General features: G+C 58.7%; 14 protein-coding genes. 7 read left to right on the top strand and 7 right to left on the bottom strand.

The genetic code is table 11. The features are described from left to right. Positions 1-65 precede the first annotated feature (65 nt). Positions 66-503, top strand: a complete 438-nt coding sequence (locus tag ACR0J8_RS01050) for a DMT family transporter (protein WP_170609975.1) — start codon at positions 66-68, stop codon at positions 501-503. Here ACR0J8_RS01050 and ACR0J8_RS01055 read toward each other — a convergent pair. The 3 genes from ACR0J8_RS01055 to ACR0J8_RS01065 all read right to left on the bottom strand — a co-directional run bounded on the left by ACR0J8_RS01055 (position 487) and on the right by ACR0J8_RS01065 (position 3531). Further along, complete coding sequence (locus ACR0J8_RS01055; protein ID WP_170609973.1) at positions 487-1173, bottom strand: ABC transporter ATP-binding protein; 687 nt, start codon at positions 1171-1173, stop codon at positions 487-489. The genes ACR0J8_RS01050 and ACR0J8_RS01055 overlap by 17 nt on opposite strands. Next, positions 1166-2461, bottom strand: coding sequence for a lipoprotein-releasing ABC transporter permease subunit (locus ACR0J8_RS01060; RefSeq protein ID WP_480525724.1), 1296 nt, complete (start codon positions 2459-2461; stop codon positions 1166-1168). Before ACR0J8_RS01060 ends, ACR0J8_RS01055 begins: the two co-directional genes overlap by 8 nt. A gap of 83 nt (positions 2462-2544) precedes the next feature. Next, on the bottom strand, positions 2545-3531 hold the full coding sequence (locus ACR0J8_RS01065; protein WP_480525722.1) for a DUF6492 family protein: 987 nt from the start codon (positions 3529-3531) through the stop codon (positions 2545-2547). 358 nt (positions 3532-3889) lie between these two features. Between ACR0J8_RS01065 and ACR0J8_RS01070 the strand changes: the two genes are divergently transcribed. Beyond that, a complete protein-coding gene (locus tag ACR0J8_RS01070) occupies positions 3890-4225 on the top strand; it encodes a hypothetical protein (RefSeq protein ID WP_480525721.1) in 336 nt (111 codons plus the stop codon). A 9-nt stretch (positions 4226-4234) separates the two neighbouring features. Here ACR0J8_RS01070 and ACR0J8_RS01075 read toward each other — a convergent pair whose 3' ends face one another. Then, positions 4235-5128, bottom strand: a complete 894-nt coding sequence (locus ACR0J8_RS01075; RefSeq protein WP_480525719.1) for a glycosyltransferase — start codon at positions 5126-5128, stop codon at positions 4235-4237. Beyond that, positions 5112-6452 carry a proline--tRNA ligase gene (proS, locus tag ACR0J8_RS01080; protein WP_480888725.1) on the bottom strand — a complete coding sequence of 447 codons (1341 nt, stop codon included), beginning with the start codon at positions 6450-6452 and terminating at the stop codon, positions 5112-5114. Before proS ends, ACR0J8_RS01075 begins: the two co-directional genes overlap by 17 nt. 168 nt (positions 6453-6620) lie before the next feature. Here proS and ACR0J8_RS01085 point away from each other — a divergent pair, with 168 nt between their 5' ends. The 5 genes from ACR0J8_RS01085 (at position 6621) to ACR0J8_RS01105 (ending at position 12407) form a co-directional block, all read left to right on the top strand. Then, positions 6621-7985 carry an FAD-dependent oxidoreductase gene (locus ACR0J8_RS01085; RefSeq protein WP_480440466.1) on the top strand — a complete coding sequence of 455 codons (1365 nt, stop codon included), beginning with the start codon at positions 6621-6623 and terminating at the stop codon, positions 7983-7985. Continuing rightward, positions 7985-8959, top strand: coding sequence for an isopenicillin N synthase family dioxygenase (locus ACR0J8_RS01090; RefSeq protein WP_480525715.1), 975 nt, complete (start codon positions 7985-7987; stop codon positions 8957-8959). Before ACR0J8_RS01085 ends, ACR0J8_RS01090 begins: the two co-directional genes overlap by 1 nt. Positions 8960-9049: 90 nt before the next feature. Continuing rightward, positions 9050-10123, top strand: coding sequence for an AI-2E family transporter (locus tag ACR0J8_RS01095; protein ID WP_170609960.1), 1074 nt, complete (start codon positions 9050-9052; stop codon positions 10121-10123). Then, positions 10124-10804 carry a P-loop NTPase family protein gene (locus ACR0J8_RS01100; RefSeq protein ID WP_480525713.1) on the top strand — a complete coding sequence of 227 codons (681 nt, stop codon included), beginning with the start codon at positions 10124-10126 and terminating at the stop codon, positions 10802-10804. Positions 10805-10862: 58 nt separating this feature from the next. Beyond that, positions 10863-12407, top strand: coding sequence for a Ppx/GppA family phosphatase (locus ACR0J8_RS01105; RefSeq protein WP_480525712.1), 1545 nt, complete (start codon positions 10863-10865; stop codon positions 12405-12407). A gap of 14 nt (positions 12408-12421) precedes the next feature. Here the strand turns inward: ACR0J8_RS01105 and ACR0J8_RS01110 are convergent, their stop codons facing one another. Beyond that, the gene (locus tag ACR0J8_RS01110; protein WP_480525710.1) at positions 12422-12796 is read right to left on the bottom strand and encodes a hypothetical protein; all 375 of its coding nucleotides are present in this window, start codon (positions 12794-12796) and stop codon (positions 12422-12424) included. Between the two features lie 38 nt (positions 12797-12834). Then, positions 12835-13848: an endonuclease/exonuclease/phosphatase family protein gene (locus tag ACR0J8_RS01115; protein WP_170681990.1), complete on the bottom strand. Its 1014-nt coding sequence runs from the start codon at positions 13846-13848 to the stop codon at positions 12835-12837. Positions 13849-13851 lie beyond the last annotated feature (3 nt).

A 13851-nucleotide genomic window follows, 5' to 3' on the forward strand; every position in this document is an offset into this window, starting at 1 on the left:
GCTTGCCCGTTCTGCGGCTAGGGGCAATGATCCAGATCAACGCAACAAGGGCAAAGGATCGGGCAATGACACAATACGCAGCCATCATGCTGGCAGCCGGGGTCGGCGTGCCTCTGCTGGCGGGTCTGAATGCGGCCTTGGGTAAACTGATCGGGTCGCCGACCACGGCGGCAGTGGTTCTGTTCGCCGTTGCCCTGACCGCTTCGGCGCTGGTCATGTTGGTGTTTCCCGGCTTCGACGCGCTTTCAAAAATTTCAGAAGCCCCGAAACACCTGTTCCTCGGCGGCGTTCTGGTCGCCTTTTATGTGTTGTCCATCACCCACGTGGCCCCGCATTTTGGCGTCGGTAACGCAGTGTTCTTTGTCCTGCTGGGCCAGTTGATCAGTGCAGCCGCCATTGACCATTTTGGTCTGTTTGGCGCCCAGATCACACCCCTAACCTGGATGCGGGCGGGCGGGATTGCTGTTATGGCAGTTGGCGTCGCCATCACTCAACTGGCTTGAGAACACCGCCGTCCAACCGCACGATCCGGTCCATCCGCGCGGCCAGATCCGGGTTGTGAGTGGCGATCAACGCCGAAAGCCCCTCACCCCGCACAAGTGACATCAGCGCATCGAAAACCTGATCCGAGGTCTCAGGGTCCAGATTGCCGGTCGGTTCATCCGCCAGCAAAACGCGCGGCGCATTGGCCAGCGCCCGGCAGAATGCAACGCGCTGTTGCTCTCCTCCTGACAGGGCCGCCGGGCGATGATCGGCGCGGGACGCAACCCCAACCCGCCCCAGCAGTGACATAGCCCGTTCACGGGCAGCTTTTTCGGATACGCCATTGGCCAGTTGCGGAAGGGTTATATTCTCAAGCGCCGTGAATTCCGGCAGCAGATGGTGGAACTGATAGACAAATCCCACATCGCGCCGCCGCAATGCTGTGCGGGTACGGTCGCCTTTGCCCGAGGCATCCTGACCCGCAATTTCAACCGATCCGGCATCGGGGGCATCAAGAAGCCCGGCAATATGAAGCAGCGTCGACTTTCCGGCACCCGACGGTGCCACCAGCGCCACAGCCTCACCCGCGCGAAGTTCCAGATCTGCACCGCGCAGAACCTGAACCTCGCCCGGAGTGCCCCTCAGATAGGTCTTGGTCAGACCGTTCAGCCGCATCGTCACATCATTCATAGCGCAGCGCCTCAACCGGGTTCAGCCGCGCCGCACGACGAGCAGGGAAATAGGTGACAAGAAAGGACAGACCCAACGAAAGCGCGACTGCCTTGAGTACATCGGTCAGGTGCAATTCGGCGGGCAAAGCGTAGATGCCGCGAATGGACGGATCCCAGACACCGCCTCCCATGACGTAGTTCACGAAGGAAAAAATCGGATCGATATAGATGGCGAAAAGGCATCCAAGGACCACGCCCATCACCGTTCCGATGATGCCGGTGAATGCCCCGCAAATGAAAAACACCCGCAGAACGGACCCTTCACTCAGACCGATGGTGCGCAGGATGCCGATGTCCCGCCCCTTGTTCTTGACCAGCATGATCAGGCCAGAGACGATATTCATCGCCGCGATCAGCACCAGGATCGACAGGATGATGAACATCACGTTGTCCTCTACCTCGAGCGCGCGCAGGAACCCACCCGAAGCGTCCTGCCACGTCCAGATCTGGCTGCGCTCGCCTGCGGCTTCGAGTATCGGGATCAGGATCGGGTTCAGTGCCTCGGGCTGCGCGACCATCACCTCGATCTCATCCGCGACACCTTCGCGGTTGAAAAAGCTCTGCGCCCTGTCAAACGGCATGTAGACCCGGGTCCGGTCAATATCGTAGCGGCCGGCCGAAAAGACATAGACCACGCGGTAAGCATTCACCCGCGGCGACGTGCCAAAGGCGGTTTTGACCCCGTTGGGCGAGGTCAGCTTGATCGTATCGCCGACTGTCGCCCCGATGCTGCGGGCAACGCCGGAACCAAGGGCAACCACTTCTTCACCGTCCTGAAACCCCGACAGATCACCAATGGCTTGTTCACTTTCAGCAATACCCGGCAAATCGCTCAGATCGTCGGGGCGAATGCCAAAGACCTCGACGCCGCTGCTGCGGTCGCGGTTGGTGATCAGCACCTGTCCCTTGACCAATGGCGCGGCCCGCTCGACCCCGTCAACCTGCGCGATCCGCACAGCCATGCCGTCAAAATCCGCAATCGTCCTGTCAACACTGCCCTGCTGGCCGACCTGGCCAGCCGAATAGACGGTGACATGCGCGTTGGCTCCCAAAATGGTGCCGACAAACTCGGACCGGAACCCGGACCGCACCGCCAGGGTCGCGATCAGGGCAAACACGGCCAGAGTGATCCCGATCAGGGAAATCCAGGTCATCACGCTGACGCCGCCTTCGGCGCGGCGGGCACGCAGATAACGCCAGGCGATTTTCCATTCAAAAGGGGCAAAGGGCGGGGGTGTGGTGGCCATGCCTGCTCCGGTTTTTCTGTTTGCGGCGACCCTTTCGGCATTTGCCCGGATGGTCAAGCGACTTGTCACCGCCAGTGACTGTGCTAGCCGGAAAGGGCCGAAGTTTGATCCAATACAGCCTTTGTTCTGGCCGGGTCGCTGATGCCGCGGCTTTCCAATGCTCTGAATACCCGTTCGCGCAGATCATCGGGTAGTTTCGAAACCGCCCGATTGTGCAATCCAAGGCTGAGTGACTGCGGATCGTCCAGTCGTGACACCTGCGCACTCAGAACATCCGGCGAATAGGTGGGCCACATACCGACGCTGTTGTTTTCAATCGGTTGAAACCAAGGTCCGTAACCTTCAGGTGAGCCCATACAAAACGCGTTAAGTAGCATGAACTCGGACGGCCGCCGCCGCGACGCAAAGAGGGCCTGCACCGAACCGTAACGCGCATTGATTTCGTCCAGCAGCGCCAATACAAGCGATCGTCGGACAGGGAACGGTGTCGCAAAGTTCGTTGTTTCAAGAACGGCGGTATCGGGCTTGTTAACCCCAAGTGCCTCCAAACTCTCAGACAACCAATTGCGGTGAAAATCGCTTTGAACCGGAATGAACGGGATTTGGGCAGCGCCATCCTGTGAAAAGTACTCAGATTGCTCGAAAGCGCGCAAAAACACGTTCTTGGTATCCAGGATAACGATATTCTCGGCATCTGCCACGCGTGCGGCACCCAGTTTCAGCACCTGCTGAGCGCGATACCCGTTGTTGCCCCGCCACCCGCCTTTTCGGGCGAACGGAATCCGGAAACGGTTCTCGATCAGGACCCGGTCACGCCAGGGCCGTTCTGAACAATGCCCGGTGCCCAGCAATACGTCGTCGCCGCTTAGCACCTTAACCTTGGGCAGCAACGGACCATAGGACGGCAGGATTGGATCGATCTTCTGTCTGAGCGACGCCTCGTCAATGTCGTTCATGATAACATGGATCGATGCGACACTTCGGGGGTCAACGAACCGGGCAAATGACAGCGCCTGCAATTCAAGCAAGGGATAGTCCTTGGAATACACAACCGTTGCAAAACTCAGCACGTCCGTATCCCCCGTCTGAACCAGACCGATTTACCACTCTGATATCTTGTGTCCAGCCCGGCAATTGCAATGCCGGAACGAATCAAACGCGGTCGGTCCGTCTGGAAGGGCTCGGGCTTAAGGCGACAGAGTAACAAGCGGGCTATACCAATAGTTGTGACATCCTTCACAGACAGCGCTGAATTGTTTCACCTATGATATCAATGCGGGTATTGCGTGAATTATTGAACTCAAAATGCAACATTTTCAGAGTAATTTTATTTCAAATTTTGATTATTCTGAGAAATTTTGACACCCTGTAATGGGGGAATACATTTCAGAGCGGGGGTCGCTCATGTTAATTAAACGGAAGACTGAGGTGTCGGGTTCTATTGTGGCCCGAACGGCATCAACAGAACTCGATTGCGAAACAGCGGCTCTGCTGCGCGCAGCAATCCGCCCGTTATTCGCCAGCGCGGCAAGCTGGGGTAGCCTGGCAGACATCCTGAAAGACAAAGGATACAGGCTGGCATTCCGAAAGGGCCGCCTGTGCATCACCGACAGAACATCCGGCGAGCGGGTCTGTGGACTGCGTTTTCTTGGGTTCGAATTCAAGGATCTGGTGCGTAAGCTTGGGCGTCCGATTGTCGTCGCCCATGGCGGGCAGGCAGATGGAGAGGTTCTGACGGCACGTCCATCCCGGAACGGCACTTAAGTTGAGAGCCTAGAATTTTCGCCAGAACTGCACCGAACGGCGCAGGGTCTTTAGCAGACAATGGCGCGCGGCCCGTTTGATCGCCTCGGGCGTATCGGGTCGACGCAGAACTTCAAGCATCAGGTTGGCCGGCATGTGTCCGCGCCGATAGTATCCAAAGAAATCCTGCTGCGTCAGCCCATGGGCCGTTCTGAAATCCGCGTAATATTGCATCCAGACACGGGCATAGTCCTGCCCTGTTGCGTCATCGTCGCTGGTCACACCTCTTTCCCAGAACAACGAGACCGGATCATCCATCCGCTCACCCTGATAGCCGCCACCGACCAGACGCAGCATCAGGTCGTAATCGGCAGCAACGCGAAACTGCGTGTCATGTCCGCCCAGTGCAAGAAAGACATCCCGTTTAATGAAAACCGAGTTATGGCAGAACGGCATCCGCTGCAGGACCGCCGTAAGTGACATTCGTTTCTCACGGCTTTCCGATCCGTCCGCGTGTTTGCGCAGTGTCGACCCGAACAGGAAATCGGGCGCGGTTGCCTCAAGCCGATCCGCCGCCATGTTAAGCACATCATCTGACGCCAGAGCGTCGTCCGAGTTCAGGAACAGCAGATACGTTCCGCGCGCGGCCTGTGCCCCCTTGTTCATCGCATCGTACAGACCGGCATCCGGTGCACTGATCACACGTGTACGCGGGGCGTCTGCAGTCGCCTCATTCAAAAACGTAGTGGTTCCATCAGACGAGGCGCCATCCTGAATGACATGCTCGGCCCGAACGCAGTTCTGCCGCGCCATGCAGTCGATGACGCCCAGAAAACTGTCCTGCCGCCCTTGGGACAGCAGGTTGTAAGTCGCCGTGATCACCGAGATCAGCGGCGTATCGGTCTGCTCAGGCGATCTGCTCATAAATCCCGGCGATCTTGGTGACCGCGGCCTCGGGGCTCAGTTCCTCACTTTCGCCGGTGCGTCGGCTGGTCAGTTCGACCACGCCGTTCTTCAGGCCGCGCGGACCGACAGTGATGCGCCACGGCAGGCCGATCAGGTCCATGGTTGCGAATTTGCCCCCTGCCCGCTCGTTGCGGTCATCATAAAGCGGCTCAAGCCCCAGCGCGGTCAGTGCCTTGTAGATCCTTTCGCAAGCCGTATCCGCTTCTTCATCACCCTGTTTCAGGTTGACGATACCGCAATGGAACGGGGTCACGCCCTCGGGCCAGATGATGCCCTTGCCGTCATGGCTGGCTTCGATGATCGCGCCGATCAGGCGGCTGACACCGATGCCGTGGCTGCCCATGTGGACCGGAACCGGCTTACCGTCGGGGCCTTGCACGGTTGCACCCAGCGGTTCGGAATACTTGGTGCCGAAATAGAATATCTGGCCGACCTCGATTCCGCGCGCCACGCGGCGGCGCTCTTCCGGGATCTGGTTGAACAGCGCCTCGTCATGGGTTTCGTCGGTGCGCGCGTATTTCGAGGTGAACTCCTCGAGGATCGCCTGACACTGCTCGCGGTTGTTATAATCGATCTCGCGGTCGCCAAAGGTCAGATCGGTAACGGCGCTGTCATAGAAAACTTCGGACTCGCCGGTATCAGCCAAAACCAGGAACTCATGCGTGTCATCGCCACCAATGGGGCCGGAATCGGCGCGCATCGGGATGGCCTGCAGGCCCATCCGCTCATACGTGCGCAGATAGCTGACCAGATGGCGGTTGTAAGCGTGCAGCGCGTCTTCTTTTGTCAGATCGAAATTGTAGCCGTCCTTCATATAGAATTCACGACCACGCATCACGCCGAAACGGGGGCGGATTTCATCGCGGAATTTCCATTGAATCTGATAGAGGGTCAGCGGCAGATCCTTGTAGCTGCTGACATGGCCACGGAAGATGTCGGTCACCAGTTCCTCGGCCGTCGGCGTATACAGCATGTCGCGCCCGTGACGGTCCTGCATTCGCAGCATTTCCTGACCGTAATCGTCGTAACGTCCGGATTCGCGCCACAGGTCCGCGGATTGCAAAATAGGCATCTGGATGGCGATATGACCCGCCCGCGCCTGTTCCTCGTGCACGATGTTTTCCAACTTGCGCAGAACTTTGAAACCCAACGGCAGCCACGAATAAATCCCGGCCGCGGCCTGTTTGATCATCCCGGCACGCAGCATCAGCCGGTGGCTGACGATCTGAGCCTCGGAGGGGGTTTCCTTGAGAACGGGCAGAAAGTAACGGCTGAGGCGCATTGTATGACCTTCAAAGGTGAGAATTCGACTTCAAAGCTGCTTATTGCAAAGCCCCGCCGGGGGCAATCGGCCATTGGCGATTTTGCGACCTCGGAGCAGTCGGTTTTTTGATTGACCCGCCAGTCAGCATTCAAGATGGTAGCGAGAACATTTTCTCAGGAGGTCCCCGTGCAAACCATTCAGGAACCCGCCCGCCAGATCCCCGTAGTTCATCAGACCGACGTTCTTGTTGTAGGTTCCGGCCCCGCTGGCCTTGCCGCCGCACTGGCAGCGGCACGGGCGGGGGCGGAAGTGTCCTTGGTCGACCGCTTCGGTTGCATGGGGGGGAACATCACCGCTGTCGGGGTCGAAGGTTTCGCCTGGTATCGCCACGAACAGACGGTCGAAGCTGGCGGCATCGGCATGGAGTTCGAAACCCGTGCCAAGGAGATGGGCGCTGCGGTGCCGGAAAGCCAGTCGCTGAGCTATGAGCTCGACAGCGAAGGCTTCAAACTGGTGGCAGACAAGCTGGTCGAAGAGGCTGGCGTGCATCCGATGCTGCACCGTCAGTTTGTTGCGCCGATCATGGAAGGCAACAGGATCACCGGGATCATCACCGAATCCAAGGCAGGGCGCGAGGCGATACTGGCCAAGGTGGTGATTGATGCCACCGGGGACGCTGATGTGGCTCACCGTGCAGGCGCACCGACCCACAAGACCCCACGCGAAGACATGATGGCGGCCTCGGTCATGTTCCATCTGGCCGGTGTCGACAAGCGCGCATTCATGGAAGGTGTCAAATCCGACCCGCAGACCTATAAGGACTGGGGCGGCGGCGGTGAGTGGAACATCGAGACGAGCGGCAAAGAAGACGACATGTTCTCGCCCTTCGTGCACAAACCGTTCCAACAGGCCATTGATGAAGGGCTGATCCCGCCGCACCTGAACACCATCGCCGGTACATGGGGCGCAATGCATGACACGGGTGAGCTGACCTACATGAACCTCATCCATCTGGCCGAGATAGACGGCACCGACCCCGACAGCCTGACGCGCGGCGAGATCGAAGGCCGACGTCAGTCGATGCTGGCCATCGAGGCGCTGCGCCGGTTCATGCCCGGTTGTGAAAACGCCCGTCTGCGAAACTTCGGGATGACGATCGGCATCCGCGACACCCGTAAGATCGACGCGATCTATAACATGACCGAGGATGACGCTCGCCATCAGGGTCGGTTCGAAGACACGATCGGCATCTACCCCGAGTTCATCGACGGCTATGGCATCCTGATCTTGCCGACCACAGGCCGATACATGCAGGTCCCTTACCGATCCATGCTGCCAAAAGGTGTGCAGGGCCTGCTGGTGGCGGGGCGTTCGCACGGCGCAGACCGCGTCGCCCATGCCGCGACCCGAAACATGGCCTGTTGTGCTGTCATGGGTCAGGGCGCCGGAATTGCAGCGGCGTTGTCCCTCAAAAGCAATCAGGACGTGCACGAATTGAACCTGAGCCCGGTTCACGCCGAACTTGAACGCCAAGGGGTGAGGATCAACTGATGGACCATATACCTACAATCGACATTGCCCCCCTGAACGACAAGGCTCATCCGGGCTTTGACACCACCGTTCAGCAAATCCTGGACGCTTGCACCAGCATCGGCTTCCTATCGATTACAGGCACCGGTGTTCCCCCGAATATGGTCGAGCAGGTTCGGGACTGCGTTCGTGAGATCTTCGGCATCGATGACAGCAGCAAATGGGATCAGGCCATCACCCGTGACAATTATCGCGGCTATATTCCCATGGGGTTTTTTACCCCGAACGACGGATCGGGGACCGCCGACAAATACGAAGGCTACAAGTTGCACTTCGAAACCCCATCGGATGCGCGTATCCGTCAGGACTGCGCCCTTTATGGGCCAAATCTCTGGCCGCGCGAAGTCCCGGGCGCACAGGACGTCATCCTGAAATACTGGGCTGAACTGGATCGCGTCACAGACCATTTGCTTGGGGCGCTGGAAGTCGGGTTGAAGCTTGAGCCGGACAGTCTGCGCGACGCGTTCCGCGACCCGATGACCAATATGACTTTGCTGCATTACCCGCCTCAGGCCGCCGAGGAAGCGGGCTATGGGATTCATCCGCACAAAGACACCGACGCACTGACCATCATCGCGCCCGATCCCGTCGGCGGGCTTGAGGTTCAGACGCGGGCCGGAGACTGGATTACTCCGGATTGCCCGCCCGGTGGCTTTGTCGTCAATATCGGCGACATGCTGGAGCTTTGGTCAGGGGGACGGTTGAAATCAACTCCGCACCGGGTCGTCAACCGCTCGGGGCGGGAACGGTATTCCTTTCCGTATTTCGCCGTGCCGCGTCATGATGTTGTCATCCAACCCCAATTGCCACCCCTACCCGGCTTTGACCGGCCCGCAGTCCATTGCGGGCACTGGTCGGCAGAGATCTGGCGCACAAACTGGTCAGATGAAATGGCGGATGAGGAAACCCCTGAACTGGGAACATTGCACAGCTGACACCCCAAAATCTCAGCGGGCATGAACCACTTGCATCGCGGGCGCGCATGGGCCAAGAACACGTGCAAGAGCCAAACTCAGGGGACCGATATGGCCTTGCCCGTTAAGGATCAGCTCAGATACTGGGGCATCGCCGCAGTGGTGATTGCCCTTCTTTTGTGGGCTCTTGGGGACGTGCTTCTGCCCTTCGTCATCGGTGGTGCGATTGCATATTTTCTGGATCCGGTCGCGGATCGGCTTGAAAATCTGGGTCTCTCGCGCATGGCGGCGACGGGCATCATTACCGTAGTCGGTGTGCTGGGTTTCGTCCTGGCGATCCTGATGGTTGTTCCCGCATTGATCACTCAGCTGATCGATCTGGTCGAGATCATGCCCAGCCTGTTCAAGGAACTGCGCGGGTTTATCGAACGACAATTCCCGTCCCTTCTGGACCGTCAGTCCAACTCGCATCAGTTTCTGGTTTCTCTTGGCGAGACCCTGAAGTCGAAGACCGGCGATGTCCTGCAAACGGTCGTCGCCTCGTTGGGGTCGGCAATAAACGTGGTCGTTTTGCTGGTCATCGTGCCGGTGGTTACCGTTTACCTGCTGCTGGACTGGGACCGCATGATTGCGCGTATAGCCGAGCTTTTGCCGCGTGACCATGCGCCGACAATCAAGAAACTGGCCGGGGAAATCGATGATGTCCTGGCCTCGTTCGTACGGGGCATGGGAACGGTCTGTCTGATCCTCGGCACGTACTATGCCATCGCGCTGATGCTTGTCGGTCTGCAGTTCGGACTGATTGTCGGGTTCATTGCCGGACTCGTCACCTTCATCCCGTATCTGGGGGCGCTGATCGGCGGCACGCTGGCGATCGGGCTGGCGCTGTTTCAGTTCTGGGGTGACTGGGCCCATATCGGGCTGGTCGCTGGTGTATTCGCACTTGGGCAAGTGACCGAAGGCAATTTCCTGACACCCAAACTTGTCGGCAATTCGGTCGGCCTGCATCCGGTCTGGCTGCTGCTGGCGCTGTCCGTGTTTGGGGCACTGTTCGGTTTTGTGGGCATGTTGGTGGCTGTTCCGGTCGCCGCAGCACTCGGCGTACTGGCCCGGTTTGCCACTTCGAAATATCTGGAAAGCCGCCTGTATACCGGGCTGGAAGGGCTGGATCAGGAAGACAAGTAAATGGCACGCCAGCTCAGCTTTGACCTTCCGGCGAAAACCGCGCTGGGACGCGAGGATTTTTTTGTTTCCCCCGCCAATGCTCTGGCGGTGGCGATGATTTCCGCCTCGTCCTGGCCAGGCAACAAACTGGTGCTCAGCGGGCCGGCAGGTTCGGGGAAAACACATCTGTCGCATGTATGGGCGGCGGAAAGCGGCGGACGGATCATTTCGGCCACCGATCTGAAGCACGGCGAGGTGCCCGAGTTGGCCCGGACTTCGGTCGCGGTCGAAGATGTACCCATGATCGCAGCCGACGCTGAAAAACAGAAAACGCTGTTTCATCTGCACAATCTTGTTCTGGCCGAAGGCCACGCGCTGTTGATGACCGGACGGCTGGCGCCGAAGCTTTGGCAGCTGCCTCTGGCCGATTTGCAAAGCCGTATCGAAGGCGCCCATCAGGTCGCCCTGGACCCGCCTGATGACGCCCTTCTGGGGGCCGTGCTGGCCAAGCTGTTCGTGGACCGGCAGCTCAACCCCGGACCCGAGGTGATTTCCTATCTGGTCAAGCACATGGACCGGCGTTTCGAAACTGCGGCAGACGTGGTGGCCCAGTTGGACAAACTTGCACTGTCGGAAAGGCGCGACATCACACGGGCGCTGGCGATCCGGGTTCTGAAACACCATGCCGGCGACGGCCATTGAAGAGATTGACCCGAATCCGGTGATTTCGCATCCTGAGACAGGAATATCTGGGAAAGACATGGATCAGACTATCGATACCACCATCCCCGACTGGGGACCTTTCGGAAGACCGCTATTTTCTGATCCCCGCGTCAGGGACTTGTCCCGGGTCGGTGTTGTCGATGTCGGGTCGAACTCGGTCCGTATGGTCATATTTGACGGGGCCGCCCGCTCACCCGCGTATTTCTACAACGAAAAGGTGATGTGCGAACTGGGCGCGGGTCTGTCGGAGACCGGGCACCTGAACCCCAGAGGGCGTGTTCGCGCTTTGGATGCCCTGCGCCGGTTCCAGCATCTGGCCGACAACCTTGATCTGCCCGGTCTGCACGTTGTCGCAACCGCCGCGGTACGCGAAGCCAAGGACGGGCAGGAGTTTTGCGACGAGGTCAAAGCCGAAACCGGTCTGCACGTTTCAATCATCGATGGTCTGGAAGAGGCCCGTTTTTCCGCTCAAGGCGTGCTTCTGGGATGGCCGGGTGCATACGGTCTGATCTGCGATATTGGCGGTTCATCCATGGAACTGGCCGAGATCGGCGAAGGCCAGACCGGCCGCCGCGTGACATCGGCGCTGGGTCCGCTGAAACTGCGGGACATCAAGGGCGGGCGTCGTGCCCGCAAGGCGCACATCAAATCCACCATGGAAGAGTTGCGCGATCAGTTGGGCCCCCAGCGGGATCGCCTGTTCCTGGTGGGCGGCAGCTGGCGCGCTTTTGCGCGGCTGGACATGCTGCGGCGGGGTTATCCGCTGAACGTTCTGCATGAGTACAGGATGACCCACAGGCAGGTGCGCGAAACCATCCGGTTCATCGAAAAGGGCGACCCCGAGAAACTGCGCAGCCGGGCCGGTGTGTCCAGCTCGCGCATGGCACTGATCCCTTATGCGATGGATGTGCTGTCCCGACTGATCCGGACGTTCAAACCCAAGGACATCGCCATTTCAAGCTATGGAATCCGCGAAGGGCTTCTGTACGAACAGATGCCGCAAAGCCTGCGCGATTGCGATCCATTGATCGAAGCCAGCCGCTTTTCGGAAGCCAAGGACGCCCGTCTGCCCGGTTTTGGAAAACACCTGTTCGATTTCGTCATGCCGCTGTTCAAATCGGCCCCGTCAACCCGCGTCCGGTTGGTCAAGGCCGCGTGCCTTCTGCACGATGTCAGTTGGCGCGCTCATCCCGATTACCGGGCAGAGGTCTGTTTCGACTACGTGACCCGCGCCAACCTGGGTGGGCTGAAGCATTCGGAACGGGTGTTCATTGGTCTGGCGTTGCAGCACCGCTACCGCAACAAACGCGAAGGCAACCGGTTCGCGCCACAATATGAACTGCTGGATGAAAAGAGTCAGAAGCAGGCCGAGATTCTGGGCAAGGCAATGCGTTTTGGCGCAATGCTGTGGATGAAGAATGACGCCACGATGGGCAAACTTCGTTATTTCCCAAAGAAACGCCAGTTGGATCTGATTTTGCCGAAAGCTGCCGAACCGCTGTTCAACGAAACCGCCGAAGCACGCTTCGGCTCTCTGGCTCAGGCGTTGAAGTCAGAGACCAAGGTCATCATCAAGGGGTAATCCCCTGTAAACGCTCAGATATCCGTCATACTTTCGTCTGGATCTTCTTTCTGCTCGGGTATCTGCGGGGTGTCGTCCTGCGGTTTCCGGCGGATGATGATATCGCCATTGGGCAGGATCTCGGGCGCTTCGTACACGCTCCAGTCCTGTATCTCCTTGGTCATTTCTGCCAGTGCCGGTCCCATTTCCTCAAAAAAGGACAGCATGGCAGGACCAAACTGTTCAGCCAGGTCGCGCAAATCATCCAGCGTGGGCTCCATTTCCTTGCGCAGGCCTTCGAAGAAAAGCTCGGCGCCGCGCTCCATCAGGGACTTGCCGGTATCTTCCTGCGCGCCGGCTGAGAACGCAGTGGACGTCACGATCAGACTTATCAAAAGAACTCGTTTCATGGGGCCAAACATAAGCACTGCGGGAAGGCGTTGAAAGATCACAGGTCAATATCCAGAGTTACGGGAAAATGGTCCGAGGCCGTCAGCAGTGCGTCCCGCAATTCCGCGTTCGAACGGATCGCGTCGTCCCGCAACGGATGCCAGATTCGCCAGACCGGATTTCGCTGGCGCAGCGGATCGCTGATCATGATGTAATCCAGCAATGCCTCAAGAAAATCTCCCTTGTCCCGGCGCACAAACCGGGCCGTCGAAGGTGTTTCCCCGCCGACAGAGCCGTATGCAGTTGCGGCATTGGGATCAAACAAACCGGACTGCAACAAAATCTCGACGGATGAGCGCCCGAACAGGTTCTCGAACTCGTCCAGGCCCGGGCCGTCGTTAAGGTCACCCAGCAAAATCACCGGTTCGTCCTCGGCAATGTGCTGTTCCACGCGCCGTGCCAGCCAGATCGCCTGCGCCAGTTGTTTGCGCCGGTTGGAAATTGAAATCCGGATCGCCTCGTCCCGGCTTTCCGCGCCGTGCGGCGCTTTGGATTTCAGATGTGCCCCAATCAGGCGAAATTTCGCACCCGACTTTGTTTCCACCGCCAATTCCATCGGTGGCTTTGAAAAAAGCACAACATCCTCGGTTGCGTCGATATCCAGATCAATCCGGAATTCGGTGTCAAACCGGGGTGCTGTCTGATGATCGAATGGCTGCGCAGACCGCGTCTTTGGATCATGGCGCACCATCATCAACTGAGGATCAAACAAAAGTGCCAGTTCCTGATGGGTTTCATTGGCAAAGCCCATGACCGCATGAGTGGTGCGCAAATCGAAGGCTTCCGCAAAACCCTGCAACGCACGGACCGTGTTCTGGGTTTTGCCGGTGTTTGGGGCCTCAACGATCAGAATGGCATCTGCGTCGATGGCCGTCAGAACCTTGGCGATCGCCTCGACCTGCTGGGCCCGGGTGACATCATAGCGGCCGGACCAGCCGTCATCGACGATCAGACGATCCTGGCGATCAAACAAATTGGCGAACCATTCGATATTGTAGGTCGCCAAACGCATCTG

This window comes from Ruegeria sp. N11 (assembly GCF_056531525.1).